9 protein-coding genes are annotated in these 14899 nt (G+C 66.7%); 1 reads left to right on the top strand and 8 read right to left on the bottom strand.

Annotation, left to right across the window (positions count from 1 at the left end):
• Nucleotides 1-49: 49 nt before the first annotated feature.
• Entirely contained in the window at nt 50-664 is a 615-nt protein-coding gene (locus ACIQGV_RS21150; RefSeq protein WP_402496594.1) for a Uma2 family endonuclease, read from the top strand.
• On the opposite strand, the gene ACIQGV_RS21145 is transcribed toward ACIQGV_RS21150, so the two are convergent.
• From ACIQGV_RS21145 to rpoB, 8 genes are all read right to left on the bottom strand, one after another.
• A complete protein-coding gene (locus tag ACIQGV_RS21145) occupies nt 647-1807 on the bottom strand; it encodes an acyltransferase family protein (RefSeq protein WP_402496593.1) in 1161 nt (386 codons plus the stop codon). The genes ACIQGV_RS21150 and ACIQGV_RS21145 overlap by 18 nt on opposite strands.
• Before the next feature lie 230 nt (nt 1808-2037).
• The gene (gene tuf, locus ACIQGV_RS21140) at nt 2038-3231 is read right to left on the bottom strand and encodes an elongation factor Tu (protein ID WP_351143372.1); all 1194 of its coding nucleotides are present in this window, start codon (nt 3229-3231) and stop codon (nt 2038-2040) included.
• 156 nt (nt 3232-3387) lie between these two features.
• The gene (gene fusA, locus ACIQGV_RS21135; protein ID WP_402496592.1) at nt 3388-5514 is read right to left on the bottom strand and encodes an elongation factor G; all 2127 of its coding nucleotides are present in this window, start codon (nt 5512-5514) and stop codon (nt 3388-3390) included.
• A gap of 39 nt (nt 5515-5553) precedes the next feature.
• Nucleotides 5554-6024, bottom strand: coding sequence for a 30S ribosomal protein S7 (gene rpsG, locus ACIQGV_RS21130; RefSeq protein ID WP_003992340.1), 471 nt, complete (start codon nt 6022-6024; stop codon nt 5554-5556).
• A 2-nt stretch (nt 6025-6026) separates the two neighbouring features.
• Nucleotides 6027-6398, bottom strand: coding sequence for a 30S ribosomal protein S12 (rpsL, locus tag ACIQGV_RS21125; RefSeq protein WP_003948652.1), 372 nt, complete (start codon nt 6396-6398; stop codon nt 6027-6029).
• A gap of 293 nt (nt 6399-6691) precedes the next feature.
• Nucleotides 6692-7198 carry a DUF1707 and DUF4190 domain-containing protein gene (locus ACIQGV_RS21120; RefSeq protein WP_402496591.1) on the bottom strand — a complete coding sequence of 169 codons (507 nt, stop codon included), beginning with the start codon at nt 7196-7198 and terminating at the stop codon, nt 6692-6694.
• A 175-nt stretch (nt 7199-7373) separates the two neighbouring features.
• Entirely contained in the window at nt 7374-11270 is a 3897-nt protein-coding gene (locus tag ACIQGV_RS21115) for a DNA-directed RNA polymerase subunit beta' (protein ID WP_402496590.1), read from the bottom strand.
• Nucleotides 11271-11367: 97 nt separating this feature from the next.
• Nucleotides 11368-14853: a DNA-directed RNA polymerase subunit beta gene (rpoB, locus tag ACIQGV_RS21110; RefSeq protein ID WP_402496589.1), complete on the bottom strand. Its 3486-nt coding sequence runs from the start codon at nt 14851-14853 to the stop codon at nt 11368-11370.
• Between the last annotated feature and the right edge of the window lie 46 nt (nt 14854-14899).

The following is a 14899-nucleotide window of genomic DNA, read 5'->3' as shown; positions in this document are numbered from 1 at the left end:
CATGAGAGCGACGATCCTTGCCCTCGGGCACAGACGAGGAGCGAGCGCCATGACCATCGCACCGGACGACGCACGGCGGAGCGCCTCCCACCTGTACCGGGCCATGCACGACCTCGTTCAGTCCGTGGACGACACCGTTCCCGGCAGATTCGAGATCACCAAGGAAGGGATCGTCCACGACATGACGTCGCCCGTCGGTCGACACGAACTGACGACATTGCGGCTCCGCAAGCGTCTGGAGCGGGTGATGCCGGAGGAGATCGTGGCCCATACGGGCGAGCCCGACGTCGAGGACGAACCGGAAGGCGTCATGCGCCGCCCCGATGTCATGGTGATCGCCGAAGCCGACATGGACGTCGAAGGTCCTGTCGACCCTCAGGCGATCATGGCCGTCGTCGAGGTCGTCTCCCGTTCCAGCCCCGACAACGACTGGGTCGCCAAGATGCGCGACTATCCCCTCATCGGCATCCCCGTCTACGCGGTCTTCGACCCCCGCACCGGCGCCGGAGCCGTCCTCACCGACATCCACGCCACCCCCGCCGGTCCCCGCTACGCGACCCGCAAGGACTTCGTCTACGGCGAGGACGTCACCATCGGCGAGTGGACCATCCCGACGGACGGCCTCCCGCTCTACAGCGGCGCCCCCTCAGCCGAGCCCGCGTAGACGGCTGAAGGACGCCTCCAGGCCCCGCTTCATCGCGCGGGAGAGCGGCCGCTCCACGAACCGGTGCACCAGCCAGGCCAGCACCAGGAACCCGGCGGTGAGCACGACCAGCAGCAGGCGGGGGTCCGTCGTGTCGCGCAGACGGTTGATGAGCGTCGTCCCGACGACGTAGTGCAGCAGGTACAGCGGATACGTCAGGGACCCGGCCGTCGCGAGCCATCGCCACTGGAAGCGGTCCGCCCGGCCCAGGGCCGTGGCGACCATGACCAGCAGGAAGACGGTGTAGATCAGAAGGGCCCCGCGCCAGCTGGAGACGCCCTCGTAGACGACGCGCTCGGCCAGCTCGTGCTGGGCCATCAGCCAGGACATGCCGAGGATGCCCCACAGCAGCAGGTCCTGGCCGAAGCGGTGCATGAGGTACAGGGCGAGGCCGGCGATGAAGTACCAGGCCCCGTCGGGCTGGGCGACGAGCGTCAGCAGCGGGAGTTCCGCGAGGGGCGCCAGCATCGCGGCGGCACCCCACACGCAGCAGAAGACGACGACCCTGCGGTACGTCGGCCCCAGGGCGACGACGACCAGGAACAGCAGATAGAACCGCAGCTCCGACCAGAGGGTCCAGTACACGGCGTCGACATGCGGGACGCGCGAGCCGGACTGGAGCATCGTGAGGTTGAACAGCACGTCACGGGCGGGCAGCCGCTCCCACACGCCGGGCAGGGCGACGAGCACGGCGGTGCTGAACAGGACCGCGAACCAGTAGGCCGGGTAGAGGCGGATCACACGGGAGACGAAGAACTGCCGGGGCGTACGGCCCCAGCAGGACATGCAGATCACGAAGCCGCTGATCACGAAGAAGATCTCGACGCCGATCCAGCCGAAGGACGCCGCCCGGAACACCGTCGGCATGATGTCCCCGACCGGCCGGTCCCAGAAGGCGTTGCCCGGCTGGTCGGCCCGCCTGGTGCCGGCGAAATGGTGCATCACCACCAGCAGCGCCGCGGCGAGCCGGATGCCGTCGACGAGGTACAGCCGGGGCCGCCTGCCGCGTTCGGCGGAAGAACTCTCGGGGGTGCGGGCCGACGGGGTGCGGGTGAGCCGCTCGGCGACGGCGACGCCCTCCGCGGCTATCGACGATCTGGGCACAGCCAGCACGGTACGGCGACACCTACCGCCCTTTACGGGCGCAAGCGCCCATTTCCCCCGCACACGGGCCGTTGTTGAGGCAACCGCCCGCCTCCGGCCGCCCAGCGTTCCCGAAGACTTCACCGCCGCCCCGTGCAACGAGCGAAGGGGCCCGCACGACCGAAGTCGTGCGGGCCCCTTCTGGAGCTCGAAGAGAGCTACCGGGTCAACGGACCCTCAAGCAAGCGGACTTACTTGGTGATCTTGATGACCTGGCCGGCGCCCACGGTCCGACCACCCTCACGGATGGCGAACTTCAGGCCCTCCTCCATGGCGATGGGCTGGATGAGCTCCACCTTCATCTCGGTGTTGTCACCCGGCATCACCATCTCGGTGCCCTCGGGGAGGGTCACAACGCCCGTCACGTCCGTCGTACGGAAGTAGAACTGCGGACGGTAGTTGTTGAAGAACGGCGTGTGGCGGCCACCCTCGTCCTTGGACAGGATGTAGGCCTGGGCCTCGAACTCGGTGTGCGGGGTGACCGAACCGGGCTTGATGATGACCTGGCCGCGCTCGACGTCCTCGCGCTTGATGCCGCGGAGCAGCAGACCGACGTTCTCACCGGCCTGGCCCTCGTCGAGCAGCTTGCGGAACATCTCGATACCGGTGACCGTGGTGGTGGTCTTCTCGGTCTTGATGCCGATGATGTCGACGGTCTCGTTGACCTTCAGGACACCACGCTCGATACGGCCGGTGACGACCGTACCGCGACCGGTGATCGTGAAGACGTCCTCGATGGGCATGAGGAACGGCTTGTCGACGTCACGCTCCGGCTCCGGGATGGCGGAGTCGACGGCGTCCATGAGGTCCAGAACGGACTGGCCCCACGTGGCGTCGCCCTCGAGCGCCTTGAGCGCCGAGACCTTGACGACCGGAACGTCGTCGCCCGGGAACTCGTACTCGGAGAGGAGCTCACGGACCTCGAGCTCGACGAGCTCCAGGATCTCCTCGTCGTCCACCATGTCGGCCTTGTTCAGGGCGACGACGATGTACGGAACGCCGACCTGGCGGGCCAGGAGCACGTGCTCCTTGGTCTGCGGCATCGGGCCGTCGGTGGCGGCGACCACGAGGATCGCGCCGTCCATCTGCGCGGCACCGGTGATCATGTTCTTGATGTAGTCCGCGTGACCCGGGCAGTCGACGTGGGCGTAGTGACGCGCCTCAGTCTGGTACTCGACGTGCGCGATGGAGATGGTGATACCGCGCTGGCGCTCCTCAGGAGCCTTGTCGATCTGGTCGAAGGCCGAGGCCTCGTTCAGGTCCGGGTACTTGTCGTGCAGCACCTTGGTAATGGCGGCCGTGAGGGTCGTCTTACCGTGGTCGATGTGACCGATGGTGCCGATGTTGACGTGCGGCTTAGTCCGCTCGAACTTCGCCTTCGCCACTGGGGTCCTCCTGTGGAGTGGTTCTGTACGCCTTGGTTCATCGGCGCCAGGTGATCTTTGCTGAAAAGGCCCGGAACCCGGGGCAAGCATCCGCGTTTGCGGCTGTTTGCCCCGTGAGGCTCCGGAGTCAAGCCTAAAGCGTGGGAACGCGGAGCGTTACTCGCCCTTGGCCTTCGCGATGATCTCCTCGGCGACGTTCCGCGGAACCTCGGCGTAGGAGTCGAACTGCATGGAGTAGCTGGCCCGGCCGGACGTCTTGCTGCGCAGGTCGCCGACGTAGCCGAACATCTCCGAGAGGGGCACGAGACCCTTCACGACGCGGGCACCGGCCCGCTCCTCCATGGCCTGGATCTGGCCACGGCGGGAGTTGATGTCGCCGATGACCTCGCCCATGTAGTCCTCGGGCGTGGTGACCTCGACGGCCATCATCGGCTCGAGCAGCACGGGGCTGGCCTTGCGCGCGGCCTCCTTGAAGGCCTGCGAGCCGGCGATCTTGAACGCGAGCTCGGAGGAGTCGACCTCGTGGTAGCCACCGTCGATGAGCGTGACGCGGACGCCCGTCATCTCGTAGCCGGCGAGGATGCCGAACTGCATGGCCTCCTGCGCACCGGCGTCGACCGAAGGGATGTACTCCTTCGGGATGCGGCCACCGGTCACCTTGTTCACGAACTCGTACGAGGCGTCGCCGCCCTCGATCGGCTCGATCGCGATCTGCACCTTGGCGAACTGACCGGTACCACCGGTCTGCTTCTTGTGGGTGTAGTCCACGCGCTCGACGGCCTTGCGGATCGTCTCGCGGTAGGCGACCTGCGGCTTGCCGACGTTGGCCTCGACCTTGAACTCACGGCGCATACGGTCGACCAGCACCTCGAGGTGCAGCTCGCCCATACCACCGATGATGGTCTGGCCGGTCTCCTCGTCCGAGTGGACCTGGAAGGAGGGGTCCTCCTCCGCGAGACGCTGGATCGCGACGCCCAGCTTCTCCTGGTCACCCTTGGACTTGGGCTCGATGGCGACCTGGATCACCGGAGCCGGGAAGTCCATGGACTCCAGGATCACGGGGTTCTTGTCGTCGCACAGCGTCTCACCGGTCGTGGTCTGCTTCAGACCCATCACGGCGACGATGTCGCCGGCGCCCACCGACTCGATCTCCTCACGCTTGTTCGCGTGCATACGGTAGATCTTGCCGATGCGCTCCTTGCGGCCCTTGACGGAGTTCAGCACGGCGGTGCCGGACTCCAGGCGCCCCGAGTAGACCCGGACGAAGGTGAGCTTGCCGAGGTGCGGGTCGCTCATGATCTTGAACGCCAGCGCCGACAGCGGCTCGTCGTCGGACGGCTTGCGCTTGACGACCGTCTCCGCGTCCTTGACGTCGTGGCCCTCGATGGCCTCGATGTCAACGGGAGAGGGCAGGTAGCGCACGACCGCGTCGAGCAGGGGCTGGACGCCCTTGTTCTTGAACGCGGTGCCGCAGAACACCGGGGTGACCGTGGTGTCCTTGGACTTGCCGGACGCGATGGTGATACGACGGATCGCGGCGTACAGCTGCTCCACGGAAGGCTCCTCGCCCTCCAGGTACAGCTCCATGATCTCTTCGTCGTTCTCGGCGACGGCCTCGATCAGCTTGCCGCGGTACTCCTCGGCAGCCTCGGTGTGCGTGGCCGGGATGTCGACGATGTCGTACATCTCGCCCTTGGTGGCCTCGGCGGACCACACGAACGCCTTCATGGTGACGAGGTCGACGACACCCTTGAAGTCGGCCTCGGCGCCGATCGGCAGCTGCATCACGATCGGCTGAGCGCCCAGGCGGTCAGAGATCATGTCGACACAGCGGTGGAACTCGGCACCGGTGCGGTCGAGCTTGTTGACGAAGCAGATACGCGGAACGCCGTAGCGGTCCGCCTGACGCCAGACGGTCTCGGACTGCGGCTCGACACCGGCGACGCCGTCGAACACCGTCACGGCACCGTCGAGCACGCGCAGCGAACGCTCCACCTCGACGGTGAAGTCGACGTGGCCCGGCGTGTCGATGATGTTGATGGTGTGGTCGACGTCCTGCAGCGGCCAGTGACAGGTGGTGGCAGCAGAGGTGATCGTGATGCCACGCTCCTGCTCCTGCTCCATCCAGTCCATGGTGGCGGCGCCGTCGTGGACCTCACCGATCTTGTAGGAGACGCCGGTGTAGAACAGGATCCGCTCAGTGGTGGTCGTCTTGCCCGCGTCGATGTGGGCCATGATGCCGATGTTGCGCACCTTGGCCAGGTCAAGCGAAGTGGTAGCCATAAGGCTTCAGTCTTCTCTCGGTCTCGATGTGGACTGCGACTACCAGCGGTAGTGCGCGAAGGCCTTGTTGGACTCGGCCATCTTGTGCGTGTCCTCGCGCTTCTTGACGGCCGCACCGAGGCCGTTCGAAGCGTCGAGAAGCTCGTTGAGCAGACGCTCGGTCATGGTCTTCTCGCGACGGGCGCGGGAGTAACCGACGAGCCAGCGCAGCGCGAGCGTGTTGGCACGACCGGGCTTGACCTCGATCGGAACCTGGTACGTCGCACCACCGACACGGCGGGACTTGACCTCGAGGGTCGGCTTGATGTTCTCCAGCGCGCGCTTCAGCGTGATGATCGGGTCGTTGCCCGTCTTCTCACGCAGACCCTCCATGGCGCCGTAGACGATGCGCTCGGCGGTGGAGCGCTTGCCGTTCAGCAGCACCTTGTTGATGAGGGAGGTCACCAGAGGAGAGCCGTAGACCGGGTCGATGATGACCGGGCGCTTCGGGGCGGGGCCCTTACGAGGCATTCTTACTTCTCCTTCTTGGCGCCGTAGCGGCTGCGGGCCTGCTTGCGGTTCTTGACACCCTGGGTGTCGAGCGAGCCGCGGATGATCTTGTAGCGAACACCCGGCAGGTCCTTCACACGGCCGCCGCGCACGAGCACGATGGAGTGCTCCTGCAGGTTGTGTCCCTCACCCGGAATGTAAGCGGTGACCTCGATGCCGCTGGTCAGACGCACACGCGCGACCTTACGCAGGGCCGAGTTCGGCTTCTTCGGGGTGGTCGTGAACACACGCGTGCAGACGCCACGACGCTGAGGGGAACCCTCGAGTGCGGGCGTCTTGTTCTTCTCGACCTTGTCCTGCCGGCCCTTACGGACCAGCTGCTGGATCGTAGGCACTACTTCTCCGGTTTCTGTGTGCCGAATGGTGAAGCTAACCTGGAACGTCGCCGACCCACGCGGTCGGGTGTGTCGAATCCTGCTGATCTCCGCCGCGAGGCAGAAAGAAGCGCAGATCACGGTGGCCGCTCATGGACTGCCGGTGCGGTTGAAGGCACGCACGGAAGCCAGGGCACACCCCAGGCACAAGGTCTGAGCGTACCTACCTCATGAGCTGCGGTCAAAACAAATGGAGAGTGCACCCCAAAACGCCCCAAAGCGGGCGCGTAGAGTACACCCTCTCCCAGGCCCTGTCACCCCAGGGCGACGGCCAGCAACAGCAGCGACAGCAGGAACAGCGCCCAGGCCCCCGTGGCCAGCCAGCCCAGGACCAGACCGGTCAGCGCGAGCCCGTCCCCCGAGTCCCCGGTCTGCCGGATCTCGTTGCGCGCCAGATGCCCCAGGACGACGGCCGGGACCCCCGTGAGTCCGCCGGTGAAGAACACCAGGCCGCCGCAGATCACCGCCCCGATCGCCTTCTCGTTGGTCTTCCGCCGGGCGGCCACCGGGACGAACGCCGCCGGGACGGCCGCCGGCTGCGGCACAGGCCCCTGGGGAAGGTCCGCGACCAGCAGCGCCAGCTCCCCCACCGTACGGGCCCCGTACGCCCGCTCCACGCGCTTCTCGAACTCGGGCCGCTCCAGCCGCCCCTCGGCGTATCCGGCCCGGAGCACGTCCACGGCCCGCTCGCGGTCGGCGGTGGAGGCGAGCAGCGACGGGGGGTTCTGCCCGGCCCACGGCTGCCATGCGGGATACGACACCGAAGAACACCTCCTGGCACTGTGCGCATCCATCATGCTCCGCGGCGGCGTCCCGGCGACAGTCCACGAACCGGTGGCGGTCCGCGGCCCCGCGACGGCCCGTGAACCGGGCCGCGCACGCCGAAGGGCGGTCACCCCGCGGGGTGACCGCCCTTCGGATCAAGCGGACGCTCGCTTACTGGTTGTACGGACCGTAGTCGTAGTCCTCCAGCGGAACGGCCTGGCCGGAGCCCGTGCCGAACGGCGAGTAGTCGATGTCGTCGTAGCCGACGGCCGAGTACATCGCGGCCTTGGCCTCCTCGGTCGGCTCGACCCGGATGTTGCGGTAGCGGGACAGACCCGTACCGGCCGGGATGAGCTTACCGATGATGACGTTCTCCTTGAGGCCGATCAGGGAGTCGGACTTGGCGTTGATCGCCGCGTCCGTGAGGACCCTGGTCGTCTCCTGGAAGGACGCCGCCGACAGCCACGACTCGGTGGCCAGCGACGCCTTGGTGATACCCATGAGCTGCGGACGGCCGGAGGCCGGGTGACCGCCCTCCTGGACCACACGACGGTTCTCGGTCTCGAACTTCGAGCGCTCGACCAGTTCGCCGGGCAGCAGCTCGGCGTCGCCGGACTCGATGATCGTCACACGGCGGAGCATCTGCCGGATGATGATCTCGATGTGCTTGTCGTGGATCGACACACCCTGCGAGTTGTACACCTTCTGGACCTCGCCGACCAGGTGGACCTGGACGGCACGCTGACCCAGGATGCGCAGCACGTCGTGCGGGTTGGTGGCACCCACGGTGAGCTTCTGGCCCACCTCGACGTGCTCGCCCTCGCTGACCAGGAGACGGGCACGCTTCGAGATCGGGAACGCCGTCTCGTCGCTGCCGTCGTCCGGCGTGATGACGATCTTCTTGGTCTTCTCGGTCTCCTCGATCCGCACGCGGCCGGACGCCTCGGAGATCGGGGCGACACCCTTCGGGGTACGGGCCTCGAAGAGCTCGACGACACGCGGCAGACCCTGGGTGATGTCGTCACCGGCCACACCACCGGTGTGGAAGGTACGCATCGTCAGCTGGGTACCGGGCTCACCGATGGACTGGGCGGCGATGATGCCGACCGCCTCACCGATGTCGACCAGCTTGCCGGTGGCCAGCGAACGGCCGTAGCACATGGCGCAGGTGCCGACGGCGGACTCGCAGGTCAGGACCGAACGGGTCTTGACCTCCGCGATGCCGCCCGCGATGAGCTCGTCGATCAGCACGTCGCCGAGGTCGGTGCCGGCCGGGGCCAGGACCTTGCCGTCCACGACGATGTCCTCGGCGAGGCAGCGCGCGTACACGGACGTCTCGACGTCGCCCGCCTTGACGAGCACACCGTTCTCGACGTCGGCGATCCGCAGACGCAGACCGCGCTCGGTGCCGCAGTCCTCCTCGCGGATGATGACGTCCTGGGAGACGTCCACCAGACGACGGGTGAGGTAACCCGAGTCGGCGGTACGCAGAGCGGTGTCCGCCAGACCCTTACGGGCACCGTGCGTGGAGATGAAGTACTCCAGCACGGACAGACCCTCACGGAAGGACGCCTTGATCGGACGCGGGATCGTCTCGTTCTTGGCGTTCGACACCAGACCACGCATACCGGCGATCTGGCGCATCTGCATCATGTTTCCTCGGGCACCCGAGTCAACCATCATGAAGATGGGGTTCGTCTTGGGGAAGTTCTCGTTCATCGCCTCGGCGACCTCGTTGGTCGCCTTGGTCCAGATCGCGATGAGCTCCTGAGTGCGCTCTTCCTTGGTGATCAGACCGCGCTCGTACTGCTTCTGGACCTTCTCGTCCTGCGCCTCGTAGCCGCGGACGATCTCCTTCTTCGCCTCGGGGACGACGACGTCGGAGATGGCGACGGTGACGCCGGAACGGGTGGCCCAGAAGAAGCCGGCCGCCTTCAGGTTGTCGAGCGTCGCCGCCACGATGACCTTCGGGTAGCGCTCGGCCAGGTCGTTGACGATCTGGGAGAGCTGCTTCTTGCCGACCTCGTAGTCGACGAACGGGTAGTCCTCGGGCAGCAGCTCGTTGAAGAGCGCACGGCCCAGCGTGGTGCGCAGCGTGAAGCTGTCACCCTGCTGCCACTCCGGCTCGCCCTCCTCGCGCGCCGGCGGCTCCCAGCCACGCGGCGGGATGGTGCCCACCGGGAAGCGGATGTCCACCCGCGACTGGAGCGAGAGCTCACGCGCGTCGAACGCCATGATCGCCTCGGCGACCGACGAGAACGAACGGTCCTCGCCCTTGACGTTCCGGCCCTCGCCGTCGGTGGTGAGGAAGAACAGACCGAGGACCATGTCCTGGGTCGGCATCGTCACCGGGCGGCCGTCGGCCGGCTTGAGGATGTTGTTCGAGGACAGCATCAGGATGCGGGCCTCGGCCTGCGCCTCCGCGGACAGCGGCAGGTGCACGGCCATCTGGTCACCGTCGAAGTCCGCGTTGAACGCGGTGCAGACGAGCGGGTGGATCTGGATGGCCTTGCCCTCGACCAGCTGCGGCTCGAACGCCTGGATGCCGAGGCGGTGCAGGGTGGGAGCACGGTTCAGCAGAACCGGGTGCTCGGCGATGACCTCTTCGAGGACGTCGTACACGACCGTGCGGCCGCGCTCCACCATGCGCTTGGCGCTCTTGATGTTCTGCGCGTGGTTCAGGTCGACCAGGCGCTTCATCACGAACGGCTTGAAGAGCTCCAGCGCCATGGCCTTCGGCAGACCGCACTGGTGCAGCTTCAGCTGCGGGCCGACGACGATGACGGAACGCGCCGAGTAGTCGACTCGCTTGCCGAGCAGGTTCTGACGGAATCGACCCTGCTTGCCCTTCAGCATGTCGCTGAGGGACTTCAGCGGGCGGTTGCCGGGGCCCGTCACCGGGCGGCCGCGACGACCGTTGTCGAAGAGGGCGTCAACAGCCTCCTGAAGCATGCGCTTCTCGTTGTTGACGATGATCTCCGGAGCGCCCAGGTCCAGCAGGCGCTTCAGACGGTTGTTGCGGTTGATCACACGGCGGTACAGGTCGTTCAGGTCGGAGGTCGCGAAGCGGCCACCGTCCAGCTGCACCATCGGACGCAGGTCCGGCGGGATGACCGGGACGCAGTCCAGGACCATGCCCTTGGGGCTGTTGGACGTCTGCAGGAACGCGGAGACGACCTTCAGGCGCTTGAGCGCACGGGTCTTCTTCTGGCCCTTGCCGGTGCGGATGATCTCGCGGAGGCGCTCGGCCTCCTCGTCCAGGTCGAAGGACTCCAGGCGCTTCTGCAGCGCCGCGGCACCCATCGAGCCGTCGAAGTACGTGCCGAAGCGGTCACGCAGCTCGCGGTAGAGCAGCTCGTCGCCCTCCAGGTCCTGGACCTTGAGGTTCTTGAACCGGCTCCACACCTCGTCGAGACGGTCGATCTCGCGCTGCGCGCGGTCGCGCAGCTGCTTCATCTCGCGCTCGGCGCCCTCGCGCACCTTGCGGCGCACGTCGGCCTTGGCGCCCTCGGCCTCCAGCTCGGCCAGGTCGGTCTCGAGCTTCTTGGCCCGGCCTTCGAGGTCGGCGTCACGGCGCTGCTCGATCTGCTGGCGCTCGACGGAGACGTGGGCCTCCAGCGAGGGCAGGTCGCGGGTGCGGCGCTCCTCGTCGACGTACGTGATCATGTACGCCGCGAAGTAGATGACCTTCTCCAGGTCCTTCGGGGCGAGGTCGAGCAGGTAGCCCAGCCGCGACGGAACGCCCTTGAAGTACCAGATGTGGGTCACGGGAGCGGCGAGCTCGATGTGGCCCATCCGCTCACGGCGCACCTTGGCGCGCGTGACCTCGACGCCACAGCGCTCACAGATGATGCCCTTGAAGCGGACGCGCTTGTACTTGCCGCAGTAGCACTCCCAGTCCCGGGTCGGACCGAAGATCTTCTCGCAGAAGAGTCCGTCCTTCTCGGGCTTGAGGGTGCGGTAGTTGATGGTCTCGGGCTTCTTGACCTCGCCGTGGCTCCACTGGCGGATGTCGTCCGCGGTGGCCAGGCCGATCCGGAGCTCGTCGAAGAAGTTGACGTCGAGCACTATGCGTCAATCCCTCTCAGGGTTGTAAGTCTTGGGGTCTGAAACGGGGGTCCCGGGGCCGGCGGGCCTTGAGCGATCAAGGCCCGCCGAACTCCCGTCAGACCTCTTCGACGCTGCTCGGCTCGCGCCGGGACAGGTCGATGCCGAGCTCCTCCGCAGCGCGGAAGACGTCCTCGTCGGTGTCGCGCATCTCGATGGACATACCGTCGCTGGACAGCACCTCCACGTTCAGGCAGAGCGACTGCATCTCCTTGATGAGCACCTTGAAGGACTCGGGGATGCCGGGCTCGGGGATGTTCTCGCCCTTGACGATGGCCTCGTAGACCTTCACGCGGCCGGTGACGTCGTCGGACTTGATGGTCAGCAGCTCCTGGAGGGCGTACGCGGCGCCGTATGCCTCCAGGGCCCACACCTCCATCTCACCGAAGCGCTGGCCACCGAACTGCGCCTTACCACCCAGCGGCTGCTGGGTGATCATCGAGTACGGGCCGGTCGAACGCGCGTGCAGCTTGTCGTCGACCAGGTGGTGCAGCTTCAGGATGTACATGTAGCCGACCGAGATCGGGTCCGGGAACGGCTCACCGCTGCGGCCGTCGAACAGCCGCGCCTTGCCGGTCGGGAGCACCATGCGCTCGCCGTCGCGGTTCGGGATGGTGTGCTGGAGCAGACCCGCGAGCTCGTCCTCACGCGCACCGTCGAAGACCGGGGTGGCGACGTTGGTGCCCGGGGCGACCTGGTCCGCGCCGATGTTCTGCAGGCGCTGGGCCCACTCGTCGGCGAGGCCGGAGACGTCCCAGCCGCGGCTGGCGAGCCAGCCGAGGTGGATCTCCAGGACCTGTCCCGGGTTCATTCGGGACGGCACACCCAGGGGGTTGAGGATGATGTCGACCGGGGTGCCGTCCTCCAGGAACGGCATGTCCTCGATCGGCAGGATCTTGGAGATGACGCCCTTGTTGCCGTGACGGCCGGCGAGCTTGTCACCGTCGGTGATCTTGCGCTTCTGCGCGACGTACACGCGCACCAGCTGGTTCACACCGGGGGGAAGCTCGTCGCCCTCCTCGCGGTCGAAGACGCGCACGCCGATGATCTTGCCGATCTCGCCGTGCGGCACCTTCAGCGAGGTGTCGCGGACCTCACGGGCCTTCTCGCCGAAGATCGCGCGCAGCAGGCGCTCCTCGGGGGTCAGCTCGGTCTCGCCCTTCGGGGTGACCTTGCCGACGAGGATGTCACCGGCGACGACCTCGGCACCGATGCGGATGATGCCGCGCTCGTCGAGGTCGGCGAGGACCTCCTCGGAGACGTTCGGGATGTCCCGGGTGATCTCCTCGGGGCCGAGCTTGGTGTCACGGGCGTCGACCTCGTGCTCCTCGATGTGGATCGAGGAGAGGACGTCGTCCTGCACGAGGCGCTGCGACAGGATGATCGCGTCCTCGTAGTTGTGACCCTCCCACGGCATGAACGCCACGAGCAGGTTCTTGCCCAGGGCCATCTCGCCGTTCTCGGTGGCCGGACCGTCGGCGAGGACCTGGCCCTCGATGATGCGGTCGCCCTCGAGGACGATGACCTTCTGGTTGACCGAGGTGCCCTGGTTGGAGCGGGCGAACTTGGCCAGGCGGTACGTGATGTACGTGCCATCGTCGTTGGCGGTGGTGATGTAGTCCGCGGAGACCTCCTGGACGACACCCGCCTTCTCGGCCTTGACCACGTCGCCGGCGTCGACGGCGGAGCGGTACTCCATGCCGGTGCCGACGAGCGGTGCCTCGGACTTGATGAGCGGCACGGCCTGGCGCATCATGTTCGCGCCCATGAGGGCACGGTTGGCGTCGTCGTGCTCCAGGAACGGGATCATGGCGGTCGCGACCGACACCATCTGGCGCGGCGAGACGTCCATGTAGTCCACGTCGTCACCGGGGACGTAGTCGACCTCGCCGCCACGGCGGCGGACCAGGACGCGGTTCTCGGCGAAGCGCAGGTCGTCGTTGAGCGTGGCGTTGGCCTGCGCGATGACGTAGCGGTCTTCCTCGTCGGCCGTCAGGTAGTCGACCTCGTCGGTGACCTGGCCGTCGACGACCTTGCGGTACGGGGTCTCGACGAAACCGAACGCGTTGACCCGGCCGTAGGAGGCCAGCGAACCGATCAGACCGATGTTCGGGCCTTCGGGCGTCTCGATCGGGCACATGCGTCCGTAGTGGGACGGGTGCACGTCTCGGACCTCGAAGCCGGCCCGCTCACGGGACAGACCACCCGGGCCGAGCGCGGACAGACGACGCTTGTGCGTCAGCCCGGACAGCGGGTTGTTCTGGTCCATGAACTGCGACAGCTGGCTGGTGCCGAAGAACTCCTTGATGGAGGCGACGACCGGCCGGATGTTGATCAGGGTCTGCGGCGTGATCGCCTCGACGTCCTGGGTCGTCATGCGCTCACGGACGACGCGCTCCATACGAGCCAGACCCGTGCGGACCTGGTTCTGGATGAGCTCGCCGACGCTGCGCAGACGACGGTTGCCGAAGTGGTCGATGTCATCGGTCTCGACGACGATCGTCTGGCCGTTGTCACCGACCGTCTCGGTCTCGCCGGCGTGCAGCTTGACCAGGTACTTGATCGTCGCGATGACGTCCTCGACGGTCAGGACACCGGCGTCGAGCGGCGCGTCCGCGGCCAGCTTCTTGTTGACCTTGTAGCGGCCGACCTTCGCGAGGTCGTAGCGCTTGGGGTTGAAGTAGAGGTTCTCCAGCAGCGTCTGCGCGGCCTCACGCGTGGGGGGCTCGCCCGGACGCAGCTTGCGGTAGATGTCGAGCAGCGCGTCGTCCTGGCCCTGGGTGTGGTCCTTCTCCAGGGTGGCGCGCATGGACTCGTACTCGCCGAACTCCTCGAGGATCTGCTCGGTGGTCCACCCGAGCGCCTTGAGCAGGACGGTCACCGACTGCTTGCGCTTGCGGTCGATACGAACGCCGACCATGTCGCGCTTGTCGATCTCCATCTCCAGCCAGGCACCCCGGGACGGGATGATCTTGGCGGAGAAGATGTCCTTGTCGGACGTCTTGTCGATGCTGGAGTCGAAGTAGACACCCGGCGAACGGACCAGCTGCGACACCACGACACGCTCGGTGCCGTTGATGACGAAGGTGCCCTTGTTCGTCATGAGCGGGAAGTCGCCCATGAAGACCGTCTGGGACTTGATCTCGCCGGTCTCGTTGTTGGTGAACTCAGCCGTCACGAAGAGCGGGGCCGCGTACGTGAAGTCGCGCTCCTTGCACTCGTCGATGCTGTTCTTCGGCGGCTCGAAACGGTGGTCGCGGAACGTCAGCGACATCGACCCGGAGAAGTCCTCGATCGGGGAGATCTCCTCGAAGATCTCCTCCAGACCGGACTTGGTGGGGACGTCCTGACCGGACTCCAGAGCCTCCTCGACCCGACTCTGCCAAGCGGTGTTGCCGAGCAGCCAGTCGAAGCTCTCGGTCTGCAGCGCGAGCAGGTTCGGAACCTCGAGAGGCTCCTTGATCTTTGCAAAAGAGATGCGCAGCGGGGCGGTGCTGGCGGCGTTGTTCGTATTCGCGGTCGAGGCGTTGCGCGAGGCGGCCAAGAGGGGGTCCTTCCGAGGGCTCGGACTCACTACGCGCGTGCCGGTC

The sequence above is a fragment of the Streptomyces sp. NPDC093094 genome (genome assembly GCF_044754345.1).
GTDB lineage: Bacteria > Actinomycetota > Actinomycetes > Streptomycetales > Streptomycetaceae > Streptomyces.
This window is presented reverse-complemented; position numbering and strand designations above follow the sequence as displayed.